Below are 13,163 nucleotides of genomic sequence, written 5' to 3'. Positions count from 1 at the left end.
TGATTTAGTGGAACTTTTTCAATTAGGAATTAAAGAATTTATAAACGACGATTTTATCTTGCTATACGAAACCGAAAAGAAAGAGTTACACTCAATTATAAAATCAGAGTCTGCTAAGAAGGTTTTTCTTAATAAAAATGGTCAGATTTACGCAGTAGAAAGTTCCGATAATACGCGGCAAATTACAAACTTTCCATGTAAAGAAGTCTCTGTGAATACAACACTTGCGGATGTTAGTTATTTCTTTGAAGAATATGATACTTTATTAGTTCATGATAAAGGTAAATGTATCGGCTATATAAATGCTATGGATTTCTCGAAACAACTACTAAACACTTATCAGGAAATGCAAGCCTATTTTCAAACAATACTTAACACGATAGATGCATCCTGTACCGTAATTGATTCTAATGAGAACGTTTTAATTTGGACAGCAGGCGCTGAGAAAATATTTTCAGTCCCAAAACCTGAAATAATCGGGAAACCAATTACTAACTTTTTTAATACAGACAACCTAGCGTTGTTAAAAACCTTAAAAGACGGAACTTCTCTTCACCACAGTCAACATAAAGCAAGAGAAGATCTAGTTGTACTGATAAATTCGAGCCCAGTGTATTTAAACAAACAAATTATTGGTGCAGTTGTGTCAGAAACAGACATTACTAGTCAGATTAGATTAAATAATGAATTATACAGTGCGACAGAAAAAGTATTTCACTTAGAGAAAGAAGTAAATAAGTTAATGCCTACAGACGATCCTTTTAAACCTATTAGAGGAAACAGTTCAACATTAAAACGAACGATTAATATGACAAAAAAAGCTGCAACGACAGAAACAAACATACTGATTCATGGCGAAAGCGGAGTAGGAAAAGAACTGTTTGCAAAAGCGGTACACAACATTCGTGAAGGTCAAAATGCACCATTTGTTGCCATAAATTGTGGAGCAATACCTTCTGCACTTTTCGAAAGCGAAATCTTTGGATATGAAAGAGGAGCATTTTCCGGTGCCAATCAAAAAGGGAAACAGGGGAAGGTAGAGCTAGCTAAAGGTGGCACATTGTTTTTGGACGAAATTGGGGAAATGCCGTTGGAGATGCAAGTAAAAATACTTCGGTTATTACAGGAAAGAAAGTTTTATCCTGTTGGAGGTACAAAAGAAATAGAAGTTGATTTTAGAGTTGTAGCCGCAACAAACCGTGATCTAAAGGAACTTATAAAAGATGGCAAATTTAGAGAAGACCTATATTACCGATTAAATGTAGTTAGCCTGGAAATACCTCCATTACGGAAACGTCCAGAAGATATAATCGAATTAACCCATTACTTCCTTTATGAAGTCTCCATTAAATATAAACGACCAATTCACGGAATCTCACAGACAGTAATGCAAGCACTACTCCAACACCATTGGCCTGGAAACATTAGAGAGTTAAAAAACGTTGTGGAGCGATTAGTTGTTTTCTCTGAAGATGGAGAAATAAAAATTGAGGATTTACCATTTGAAATCGATGGAATGGAGCTACCTAATGGAAAGAAAACTTTACATCCACCAATATATCATGAGAATGACGGACGATCCTTAAATGAACGACTGCAGGAATTTGAAAAAGAAATAATTACAAAAGAACTGGAAAGCGAAAATGGCAATAAATTATCATGTGCCAAAAACCTTCAAGTAACGAGAGCCACCCTTTACAATCGGATGAATAAATTAGGAATTAAAATTTAAATTATTAATATTGGCTTCATTCTTGCATGTCATAACGATAAGACAACAAAGTTAGGGTGAATCAAATGAAGGAAACTGACATGATTATCTGTAGATGTGAAGAAGTTACTTATCAAGAGTTAGTCGAAACGGCATCAAAATACCATTGCACAGCAAGGGAATTAAAACTCCGAACTAGAGCTGGAATGGGTTACTGTGGCGGAAGATCCTGTCGCAGTATGGTAGAAAAAATTACTTCTACACCTTTGCAAAACCAAAATAATACGAGCGTATCTTTAAAATACCAACCTCCAATACGTCCAATCAGTTTTGCAAATTTAGGAGGGGACGACAAATGAGTCAACGAATCTTAGACCATCCTATACTTGGAAGACGAGAAGATAATAAATATGTTTCATTTACATTCAATAACAAGGTTTATGAGGGTTTAGAGAATGAACCAATAGCGGCTGCACTTTTAGCTAACGGTATCAGAACCCTCAGGTACCATGAAGAAAGCGGATCACCGAGAGGGATCTATTGCAATATCGGGCATTGTTATGAATGCAGAGTAACCATAGATGGAAAGCAAGGTATCCGAGCATGTTTAACACCAATAAAAGACGGTATGACAGTAGAAAGTGGGCATCAATTACCTACATCTGTGAAGGACTGGTGGCCAGAAAATGAATAGAGTTATCATTATCGGTGCTGGCCCGGCGGGTTTAACAGCAGCTGTCACTTGTGCAGAAAACGGTATAAATGTGTTAGTAATTGATGAGTATATGATTGCAGGCGGAAGGTTATTAGGACAGCTTTATGAACAACCTGATGGAACTTGGTGGAACGGAATTAACGAGTCAAATCGACTACATCAACAAGCCATTGACCTTGGCGTGCAATTCCATTTGAACACACCTGTATCCAATATAGAAAAAACGGAAGAGTTATGGATGATTTACACGGAAAAAGAAACATTTCATACTACCAATCTGTTATTAGCCACTGGTGCCGCGGAATCTCCCGTACCTGTTCCTGGCTGGACCTTGCCAGGGGTGATGTCTGTCGGTGCTGCGCAAGTAATGACAAATGTCCATCGAGTTAAACCTGGGGAACGAGGAGTTATTATCGGAGTAAATGTTCTCTCATCAGCTATTGCGATGGAATTGCAGTTAGCTGGAGTCGAGGTTGCCTGTCTTACGTTACCTAAATTAAACCAAATTACTCATGATTCTGCACATCCAAAGAAGGTGCTGGATTCACTTCTCCATGTATCACACATGGCTCCTTCTCAATTCGTTAAGTTGGGAAGCAAATTAATGAAAAACGATTTTATGAAAAAGTTAGGAGTTACCTTTTACCCAAAAAATGGAGTGAAAATGTGGAATATACCGATCCAGCTTAGAAAAGCAGTAATCGAAATCTACGGCGAAAATCAAGTAGAAGGAGTAACAATAGCCACAATTAATCCGAATGGAGATGTGGTCCCTGGTAGCGAAGAGAATATTTCCGCAGACTTTGTCTGTATTGCTGGTAGCCTTTATCCATTGGCTGAATTAGCATCAGTTGCCGGGTGCCCATTCTATTTAGTCGAAGAATTAGGTGGATATATACCATTACATAATGAACGGATGGAAACTACCTTAGATGGATTATATGTTGCAGGCAATATAACTGGTATTGAAGGGGCGAAAGTCGCTGCTGCACAAGGGCGGACAGCTGGTTTAACAATTGCTTCAAAGTCTGGAATTAGTGGGCTGGATAGTGATATTCAAGATTCCATCCGTGCTGTAGAACAAACAAGGGATAGTGCATATATTCAATTTCATCCTGATGTAAAAAAAGGAAAAAGGGCAATGCAAGAGCAATGGGAAAATACTTAAGATCCACATCCAATACAAAGGTCAATATATAGGTCTCAGTACAGTTAAAGCATATGCGAGAACCAGAAAAGGAATCGGAAAGTAATCCGATTCCTTCATCTGCAAGATAGTACCAAAAGTTTTCATAAAGAACCGTCACGTTTGAATTCTTTATTTATTACCATTCTGCATACTATCTTCAGCGATTTTGATCATACGTTTGACCATCTCGCCACCCACCGATCCATTTTCTCGTGCAGTGGTGTCAGCTCCAGGCTGTACACCAAGTTCATTTGCAATTTCCTCTTTCATACTGTCAATTGCATTTCTTGCACCTGGCACTAACAAATCATTTTTGTTTCCTGCCATCGTTGATCACTCCTCGTGGGATTTTGAACAGAAAAAGTCTGTTCTGCTTTATCATTTGAAGAAAATCAATACTTTACACCTGTAAAATAGTAGATGTCAATGAAAAGTATATCTTTTAACCATTTTAACGATGGAATTACGCCCCTTTTATTTCTCAGTAAAAAATATATCCCGGTCTATTATTTCCGAAAGAAAACTTGTTCCTTCAGCTGTTTCCGGAATTCCAAAAAAGTCACTAAACGTTGCCCCTACATCTGCCATTGACTCGCGTAGACCGATATTAGCTGCTTTTACTTTCCCTCCGACAATCATGATTGGTACATATTCTCTTGTATGATTCGAATGTCCAATTGTAGGATCATTTCCGTGATCAGCCATAATAATCAATATATCGTCTCTACCCATTGTTGAAACAAATCCTTCAAGCCATTTATCCGTTTCATTAAGCAAATTACAATACCAATCAACATCCTCAGAATGTCCTGCTAAATCTGTTTCTTGGATATTTACTAAAAAGGCTGCATCACCTTGCTCTTGCGTATATGCCTGTGTAACTTTATCCAACAAGTCTGTCGTATTTACAATTGGATCTTCTGGTCCCTCCCCATGGATAACATCTGCGGTTTTTCCCAATCGATAAACCGTTAGTCCTTGCTTTGCAGCAATCATCGGAAATTGGTTCTCAATATCAACACCATAACCCATATGAAAAACCTCGTAGCCTTTCCCATAGACTGCGGCTCTAGGTGTATCCACACCCCATTGTTTCCCACTTTTTTCTTTTACACACCGTAAAATATGCTCAATTGACGTGTTAGGTCCACCAAAAGCGATAACCCGAGTGGTATCAACATTATCTCTAACCACTTTTCCGAGGCTTTTCACCTCAGAAAATGGCATTTTATTAAAGTCAGCGGTCACATTAATAATGTTCCCTACAGCAGATTCTAGGTTATCAGCCACAACGACTGCATCATTCACTAGTAGAACTGGACAATTTTCAAATGGGTATTTCACATTATACCCAGTCCCTTCAAGAGCCTCTTTTATAGTTGAATGAATACTTATCATCAGTCTTTTATTTGACCTTTTTGGGCAACTTCCTGCTATTTCCTGGTGACCTAAATAAGTATCTGCTCCATGATGCGCTAATTTAGAGGACCCATAGGCATTACCTGGAGCGGAATTACCATCTACAAGAGTTCCCAGCCCCAATCCATACATGAATGGGATTTGTAAATCACCTTGCTTTTTTTCTCGGATATGTTTATACGTGTGAGCACGACAATCCGACGGTAGATATTTTTCACAATCGTCCATTGCACCGATTCCAAAACTATCGATGACTACCAATGTCATTTTCGCCACCTGATTCACCACTTCCTTTCTAGATGAATAAGCTTTGGATTCCCTGATTGTATACCCTCTACTAACGCGATATGTGCACGGGTTACAAAAATTTGTGTGCGGAATGCAAATACTGCTGTATCTCCTATTTCAATTGAAAAATCAGTAGGAATATCAATTGCACCATAGTAATCAATTGATTCCGGATTTTTTTTAAGGGTATCAACGTATCGACTAAGAATAGTCTTTTTATCATGACCTACCAAACAGCCTTCCATATTGGAACGTCCATAAAATCCACCTGCTATCACGTGGTAGCTTTCTTTAGATTTATGTGATACTTCACTTACATATACAATTGCTGGTTTCTCAGCTAAATCTTTGAATGCGTGTAAAGGTGTCGTACCAGTTAATCCATGACCAGGCTCTCCATGCGTAACTCCTTGTTCAGCTAAAAAAGGAATCGTTTCACTGCTTGTTCCACTTGGTCCATTTACTTGTTTTATATTTATCCCTTTTCTCTCAAGAATCTCCCTAGCATTTAATAAAGAGGATAAATTATTTGTTGGAATCATTTGTGTCTTATCGCTAGCTAATTGCAAGTTCGGAAAAGTAGTAACACCAACAATTGTTACACCTTCTAACTCAACAAATTGATCAATTACATCAGAAAGCTCCTCCAGAAATATTCCGCCTTCTTGGCTTTCATATATACTGTCTTTTGGACCAACAACCTTTAACAAAATATCCTGATTAACACCAAGCTTTACCGCGGTACTCGATAACTGTTTTGCCCGTTCATATGAAAAAATGGTTACTACTTCTGGCTTCCAGCTTAGAACTTCTTCCCATTGATGTTTTCCAGGCTGAACAAGATGTCCAATGTTACCGATAGCTATTCCATGATCAGCTAATATTTTCCCTTCATCAAAATCGACCGCTACAGCCTTGTTTATTCCATTTTCTACAATAATCTTTGCGATTTCTGGAAAACGACCGAGTTGTTTACTCATAAAGTACAGCTCAAGATTATGATTTTCAGCAACTGTAGCAAGTTTATTTGTGTTCTCTTTTAAAATATCGATGTCGATTACATATGTGTTCGGAGGAATATCCCCCATTTGATGAAGTGAAACACCAGCATGTATTAGCTCTGGATTTCTACGTTTTGTTACATCCAAAAACATGGAAGCATCCTCCTATTTCTTTCTTGTCTAGCGTTATTTATTAGGATTTAATTGCTTTTTCTAATATATTTAATACCGTTGAAGCTCCTGACTTCATTGGATTTATACGTAGTCCATACTTTTTAAGGCGTGGTTGCGCCTCAATAAAACTTCCCGAAACGCGGTAAATCATTGGTACAATTTCGTATTTCGACTCTGCTCCAACGGGATGTGTAGCTGCCCCTAGACTATTGCTTTGTTTAATCACTTCTTGTGCAATTGGATCCTTCAACTCAACAATAACATTTTTTGATTGTGCGTTAGTCATATACGCAGATTCTATTCCCTCGATGGTACCTTCATTTAATTGCTTACAGACTTCTTCAACTTGTGCATTTTGTATGGCAAGCGAAACTGGAGCAAAAGTCATCATACGCAATAACTCCATAGCTTCATAACCTTGTACCTGTCCACCGCCAGAATAGTTGCGTTCCTGCAAAAGATTTATTGCTCCTTCTTTCCCTGCTATAACACCAATTCCTTCAGGCCCAAGTATTTTGAAACCGGAGAAAGTAGAGTAATCTGCACCATATTCAATACCAATTCCATGTGTTTTCATTGCACAATAATTATCATCAACCACTACCTGTAAATCAGAACGCACACACTTGACTGTTTCTATCAACGCCTTTAAATCATACGTATCTGTTGGTAGCTGTCTTGCATGCTGGACATAGAACAACTTGCAAACTTGATCATCAACAACAGCCTTTTCAACAGCCTTTAAATCATTAAAATCAACAGCTTTTGTTTGGACACCTAACATCTTTACGGTATCTTTCGTCGTCGTATAAACAGGAGCCGTATGAATAAACATAGATTCGCCTGCAGAAAGTAACGTGCTTAATATAATTCGGATTGCACCAGTTCCTGCACCACGAACCAGTGCTGTCCTTTCCGCTCCAAAGAAATCAGCTATCGCACATTCTACTCTTTCCGTTTGTTCGGGTTTTTTATACCGTGGTGCAACACCTAAATCACCCATAGATAAAAATTGGTCCCCTGTAAAGTGCTTACTCATGCTCCCGACCAATTTGAATTGCAAGTTTTGCGCTTCTTCAATTGTTAAACTCGGAAGTACAGAATCTGCGTATTTTAATCGTGTTGAATCATAAACCATTGTTATTACTCCTTTATTGAAAATGCATTTGCTGGATTATGAACTACTAAATCTGAAATCACTTCATCAGAAATCCCACGCTCTTTCAAGACCGGTATAAATTCATTTAATACTAAGTCATATCCAGGCCCACCATGTTTTCTCCAATGTGATTTCCTTGTTAAATCTGCCGATAACAAAATTTGTTTATGAAATCCTTTCTCAATAAAATCCATTAAAAAAGCTAATCGGTCCTCATCAGGCCTGTAATTGTTTTTTCCTATCGTGTCAAATCCAATATATACACCTGATTGAAGAACATCTAACACTTCTTCCTTATTTGCATTTAAATCCTGATGACCGATAATAATTTGATCCTTCGATAACCCAAGTCCAAAGAACATTTCAACCTGTTTACTTCCTAGTGTCCCGAGCGACGTGTGTGTTGAAACAGGTAAACCAGTTTCCAATGCTGCTTTGCCAGCGCCTAGAATTAATTCATTTTCAACCGGCTTTATTTCATCCACACTCGTTCCAACTTCACCAATTACTCCAGGAAAAATATCCGTGCCATCAATACCCTGTGTAATTTCTTGAATAAAATGGGCAGCAAACTGATCTTGATCCCATCTTTTTGCAAATGCTGGGATGAACGGATCTTTATAAAACCCGGTACACGTAACAATATGAACATACGTTGCTTCACTTAATCGTTTTAAGCGCCTTACATCTCTTCCCATACCATCATTCGTTAATTCAATCATCGAACGACCGCCAGCACGATGAAAATAGTAAAGCTCAGCAATCATACCGGTTTCATCATCTAAAATAGTATCTGGATCAATCTTTACTCTCGATAAATCAATCGATAAATGTTCGTGCGCTGCACATATCCCAAGTTCTTCTTGCTTTATCTTACCAGCAACTGTTTGTATCAAATGTCTCACCCCTAAGTTGTTTTTAAGCTATCGTCATTATTCCTAGAGCTACCAAAATATTTGCGATAATACCTACCGCGATTGCACCTACTGGTCCTACTGCCATACGTACAATCGGGCGCCCTGCTATTTCATTTAATAAATAAAATCCTGCAATAAAGAAGAATCCGAATCCTGGTGCGATCGCGTTTGACGCATTTGCACCACCAATTAGCAAAGCAACCTCAATCAATCTTGTCATTGCGCTTCGGATGTTTTCTCCAGAATTTCTAACGCCTGGATATTTATCTAAGAATTTAGCAATTGAACCCAACAGCATAACCTCTAAGAAAATAACAATTGCACCAACAACAACTGCAATCCACACATTCGGTGAAAACAATCCTACAACAAAAATTAATGTAAATCCTACTGGGCTATATACACCCGTTGCAATAGCTGTACTCGCTACTAAAGGAATGAATCCAATTGCTCTAGCAGCTGCAGCAATACCAGCATCCGTTTGTTTACCCTCTGCTAATAAGCTAAGCGAAATTGGGTCGCCAGCCATTAGCAATAAATTAGTTGCACCAGCAATTAGCGCACCAATCACCATAAAGAATGCCACATTCTTCTTGATAGATTTAACCTTTTCACTAAATATAGAAGCTAAATCAACAGAGGCGTCACCTTCTGACTTTTCACGCATTGCATAGCCAAAGAGAAAAATCATTCCAGCAATTAACGCCATACCTTCCTGGTTTAAACTAATTACATTACCGCCAATACTAATAAAACCGCTTTCATTTACAAAAACGGCTAACTGTCTAACCAACGCTGCTACGATAAATGTCAAAACACCTTTTTTAACACTGAATTGCATGGCGACCGCGAGTGCAGGAAATGCCATAAAGGTAACAACAACTGGTGTACCTACTGCCCCCATTGGTTCTAAAAAGTTAACAGGTAACTTTTCAAATAACGCCACGAAGCCCTCTAATCCAGCTAATAACCCCCAACCATATAAACCACCCACTACAGCGGCTACGGGCGTACCCCATTTATTTTTTGGAGCTATTAAACCAATAATATCTGTACCTAATAAAATACTATGAATTAATATAATACTAGCTGTTATCGTAAAAGGAATACCAAAACCAATAACTAATCCAAAGCTCATTGCAAACGCAGTTAACCCGAGCTCCCTACGTTTCAAACGCCCTTCAATATGTTCCCCAACTATCGGACGTAACCCGTCATTGAACACCGCGATATTTAAGTTAGCTAACACCGCAGCTACTGCACCTATTAACACGACAAATACTAACTCCATAAATAATCCCCCTCAAATCAATTACTTATATTTTTTAAAGATTTAATAATCATTGGTACTGCCGTTTCCATATGATCTCCCGTAAATCCAAAAGCTTTCTTCCCACTAGTTACAGCTACCTCAACTTTTTCTGCAACTGGTTTTCGCCCTGGCATGGAAACAGTTTCACATTGATCTCTCCCAATTAAAGCGATGGCCATTGCAAGCGCACCGCCACCACCTGTGTGACATGCTCCTAAATAATAATCGGCTTGACCATTCTTAATAGCCATAGCTGCATCTATGTCCGACTTAATTACAGTTTCAATTGATGAATCTATACCCTTTATCAATGCCTGCATTTCCTTTTTTTCTACTTGTCCGCCAATTACAATTTTCATATTACTCTCCTCCAATTGTTACATTTATAACGTTCGTATAATGCATATATAGATATTCCTTTTCTCCCTGTGGCAGTCCTCTTCCCCATTCTCTTTCAATAAAATTTAATTGCCTTTCTGCAACATGAAAATGAGGAGAATCTTTAATCTCACTCATTATTTCAGGTAAGGGAGCCTCTACTACTTCCCCGCTTTCAATTCTTGATAAAGCAGTTGGTAAATGAGTGAACAGCATCTCTGCCTGCTCCAGTTCACTAACATTTAAACTATCTAACAACCTTTCGAATGCTAGTTTCGTAACATCGCTCGCACGCGTCGTAATAACCTGTTGATCTACTAACAATAGAAGTCTTTCTTCAAGTTCAGCTCTATCCATATAGTAATATTCCTCCCCACTCTAATAATGTGGTAGCTTTTTCTTATCCACTACTAGCTGTTGAACGGAAACGATTTTTTGTTTATCAAGATGTAAAATCTGATCTAATTCATCTTTTCGATTCTTTTCAACTACGATTACAGCCGTGGAAGCCTTTTCTGAAACGCTCAGTGCTTTTTCAGATTTAAAAGCACCAGTTTTAAAAGCATTTTTAGATCTGTTTTCATCCGAGTTCCATACTGCCGCATCAAGCGTTCCATTCATCAAATTATCGAAAAGCTGCATGTAGTTTACCGGTACTAATTCAACATTTATACCTTCACATTCTAGTAGCGTTATCTTTGATTGGTCGATTGACGTACGATCAATCCCAATTCGCATGCCATCTTTTATATAACTATCATTTGAATTTGCAAAGAATATTTGGTGGGACGATACATATGTTTTCGGTCCAAAGTTTTGAACAATTACTAGATTAGCATCATGTTTGAACTCTTCTTCAGCTGCTAAATGGGACATAATAATGAAATCATACCTGCGTGATTTCAATGCTTCTAACCTGAGCTTTGAACCTCTCATATATGCTAAGTTAAGGCGGTTTATCATTTGTTCCGATGTCTCAATCAAACCTGTCGCTAACCCCTCGTACTGTGGTGAGTACGGTAAAGGCATAGCTCCCATCAATGAACCCACCCCGGCTATTTCTTTTAGTAAATGCAGATCTTTGTTCTTTAAAAAAGTACCTAAATGTCCTTTTGATTCCAGGCGGACCGCATGAAGATTTTCCAAAACCCTTAATGCCCCTTGCACCGTTCCCCGACCCAATGCTAGCTCTTCCACAAGATCATCTACTTTTGGAATTCTTCCTCCTTCCTCTACGTGCACTAACTTCATTGCAATTTCTTTTGCTGCCAAACCATTTTTTGAAAATAAACTATCCCAGATTCTACTCATTTTTACCCCTTTTTGAAAATACAGTATTTAGTATATTGAAAGTATAGCGCTTTCAATATTCAATTACAACTCCTTAATTCAAAATTTTTGTTTTACTTTAATAATTTGTCGAACCTATAGTTCATAAGTGGTTTGGCTATTTCAATTCAACAAATGAGACTTTTGGCAGTCTTGAAACCCATTCCAATATACATTATATTGTATATTAATAGTTATTGTATAGTTCAGAAATTTATTACACTTTTCAATTACAGGGAGGATTATTAATTCATGAAAAAAAGCCTTTTAATTTTGTTACTAGTTTTCTTAACTTTTGGGGTAACGCTTCAAACGACAGATTCTGTTTTAGCCAAGTCTTCTGAACTTAGTCATGGAAGTCCACAAGCCGTTGGAATGGATAAGGAAAAGTTAAGTGAATTAGATGAGATTGTTAAAGATGCAATTAACAATGGAATAACACCTGGTGCAGTGGTTTTAGTTGCAAAAGACAACAAAATAGTAAAAGAAACTGCGTATGGCTATGCCCAAAAGTATGATATGGGTCAATTACTTAATCATCCTAGAAAAATGAAGCCTAAGACCATCTTTGATTTGGCTTCTGTTACAAAAGTAATGGGCACGACACAGGGGATAATGAAACTAGTTAGCGAAGGGAAAATAGCTGTTGATGATAAAGTGTCTACTTATATTCCAGGGTTTGCACAAAATGGCAAAGACGCAGTAACAATTGCTGATCTGTTAACGCATACATCCGGATTAACACCTTGGCAACCTACTTATTTACACGCTAGTAATTCAAGAGAGGTACTTGACTATATCAATAAACTACCATTAGAATATGAGACTGACACAGACCGCCGATATAGTGATTTTAGTTTTATGACACTTGGGTTCATTATCGAAAAAGTAACGGGGCAGCGATTAGATGTTTATTTAGAAACAACTATCTATAAACCTTTGAAAATGAAAAATACAATGTTTGCTCCACCTGAAAAATTGAATAAGAAAATCGCAGCCACTTCCTGGGGCAATCCTTTTGAATACAAGATGATAGACGATCCAAACTTTGGATACTATGTTGAGGAAGATGCTGATGACTTCAAAAGATGGAGAGACTATACGCTCGTCGGCGAAGTAAGTGATGGAAATAGTTATTATGCAAATAACGGTGTAGCAGGACATGCAGGTCTATTTTCAACCGCTCGCGATCTAGCAATTCTTGGTCAAACTATGTTAAATGGCGGAAACTATGGAGATGTAACGTTATATGATGAAATGATAATCGATACATTTTCCCAGGCGCAACGATATGGCCAAGGATATGGCTGGGAACTGAACAAAGGATGGTATATGGGTGAACTACATTCCGATTCAGCCTTTGGTCATACCGGTTTTACAGGAACACAGGTGATTTTCGACCCAGCACATAACTTACAAATCATCGTATTAACGAACAAACAAAATAATGGTCAATTAGAAAGTGGATCGTACCCTAGTACTGGGTCGTTGTCTGCAGAAATAGCTACGACAGTTTATGAATCTATTGGTGAGTAAACATTTTAAAAGAGCGGTCGTCATGCGACCGCTCT

The 13,163-nt window shown here is 38.0% G+C and carries 14 protein-coding genes; 5 read left to right on the top strand and 9 right to left on the bottom strand.

Annotated features, from left to right (window positions below):
• The first annotated feature begins 7 nt into the window (after positions 1-7).
• The 4 genes from AC3G7N_RS12885 to AC3G7N_RS12870 all read left to right on the top strand — a co-directional run bounded on the left by AC3G7N_RS12885 (position 8) and on the right by AC3G7N_RS12870 (position 3,594).
• Positions 8-1,732, top strand: coding sequence for a sigma-54 interaction domain-containing protein (locus AC3G7N_RS12885; RefSeq protein WP_489422567.1), 1,725 nt, complete (start codon positions 8-10; stop codon positions 1,730-1,732).
• Positions 1,733-1,797: 65 nt separating this feature from the next.
• Positions 1,798-2,070, top strand: a complete 273-nt coding sequence (locus tag AC3G7N_RS12880) for a (2Fe-2S)-binding protein (RefSeq protein WP_489422566.1) — start codon at positions 1,798-1,800, stop codon at positions 2,068-2,070.
• Positions 2,067-2,405, top strand: a complete 339-nt coding sequence (locus AC3G7N_RS12875) for a (2Fe-2S)-binding protein (protein WP_489422565.1) — start codon at positions 2,067-2,069, stop codon at positions 2,403-2,405. The genes AC3G7N_RS12880 and AC3G7N_RS12875 overlap by 4 nt, the downstream gene beginning before the upstream one ends.
• Positions 2,398-3,594, top strand: a complete 1,197-nt coding sequence (locus tag AC3G7N_RS12870; RefSeq protein ID WP_489422564.1) for an NAD(P)/FAD-dependent oxidoreductase — start codon at positions 2,398-2,400, stop codon at positions 3,592-3,594. Before AC3G7N_RS12875 ends, AC3G7N_RS12870 begins: the two co-directional genes overlap by 8 nt.
• Positions 3,595-3,744: 150 nt before the next feature.
• On the opposite strand, the gene AC3G7N_RS12865 is transcribed toward AC3G7N_RS12870, so the two are convergent.
• The 9 genes from AC3G7N_RS12865 to yhfZ form a co-directional block, all read right to left on the bottom strand.
• Positions 3,745-3,942: an alpha/beta-type small acid-soluble spore protein gene (locus tag AC3G7N_RS12865; RefSeq protein WP_089531377.1), complete on the bottom strand. Its 198-nt coding sequence runs from the start codon at positions 3,940-3,942 to the stop codon at positions 3,745-3,747.
• A gap of 147 nt (positions 3,943-4,089) precedes the next feature.
• Complete coding sequence (locus AC3G7N_RS12860; RefSeq protein ID WP_489422563.1) at positions 4,090-5,301, bottom strand: phosphopentomutase; 1,212 nt, start codon at positions 5,299-5,301, stop codon at positions 4,090-4,092.
• A gap of 14 nt (positions 5,302-5,315) precedes the next feature.
• Positions 5,316-6,476, bottom strand: coding sequence for a YhfX family PLP-dependent enzyme (locus AC3G7N_RS12855; protein ID WP_489422562.1), 1,161 nt, complete (start codon positions 6,474-6,476; stop codon positions 5,316-5,318).
• 40 nt (positions 6,477-6,516) lie between these two features.
• The gene (locus AC3G7N_RS12850) at positions 6,517-7,635 is read right to left on the bottom strand and encodes an aminotransferase class V-fold PLP-dependent enzyme (protein WP_489422561.1); all 1,119 of its coding nucleotides are present in this window, start codon (positions 7,633-7,635) and stop codon (positions 6,517-6,519) included.
• A gap of 5 nt (positions 7,636-7,640) precedes the next feature.
• On the bottom strand, positions 7,641-8,552 hold the full coding sequence (locus tag AC3G7N_RS12845) for a phosphotriesterase family protein (RefSeq protein ID WP_489422560.1): 912 nt from the start codon (positions 8,550-8,552) through the stop codon (positions 7,641-7,643).
• Between the two features lie 22 nt (positions 8,553-8,574).
• Positions 8,575-9,864: a YhfT family protein gene (locus AC3G7N_RS12840; RefSeq protein WP_489422559.1), complete on the bottom strand. Its 1,290-nt coding sequence runs from the start codon at positions 9,862-9,864 to the stop codon at positions 8,575-8,577.
• A 17-nt stretch (positions 9,865-9,881) separates the two neighbouring features.
• Positions 9,882-10,244: a DUF2620 domain-containing protein gene (locus AC3G7N_RS12835; protein ID WP_489422558.1), complete on the bottom strand. Its 363-nt coding sequence runs from the start codon at positions 10,242-10,244 to the stop codon at positions 9,882-9,884.
• 1 nt (position 10,245) lies between these two features.
• Positions 10,246-10,620 carry a PRD domain-containing protein gene (locus tag AC3G7N_RS12830; RefSeq protein WP_489422557.1) on the bottom strand — a complete coding sequence of 125 codons (375 nt, stop codon included), beginning with the start codon at positions 10,618-10,620 and terminating at the stop codon, positions 10,246-10,248.
• 21 nt (positions 10,621-10,641) lie between these two features.
• Entirely contained in the window at positions 10,642-11,574 is a 933-nt protein-coding gene (gene yhfZ, locus AC3G7N_RS12825; protein WP_489422556.1) for a GntR family transcriptional regulator YhfZ, read from the bottom strand.
• 270 nt (positions 11,575-11,844) lie between these two features.
• Here yhfZ and AC3G7N_RS12820 point away from each other — a divergent pair, with 270 nt between their 5' ends.
• A complete protein-coding gene (locus AC3G7N_RS12820) occupies positions 11,845-13,128 on the top strand; it encodes a serine hydrolase (RefSeq protein ID WP_489422555.1) in 1,284 nt (427 codons plus the stop codon).
• Positions 13,129-13,163: the final 35 nt, after the last annotated feature.

The organism is Virgibacillus carmonensis (genome assembly GCF_057836705.1).
This window is presented reverse-complemented; position numbering and strand designations above follow the sequence as displayed.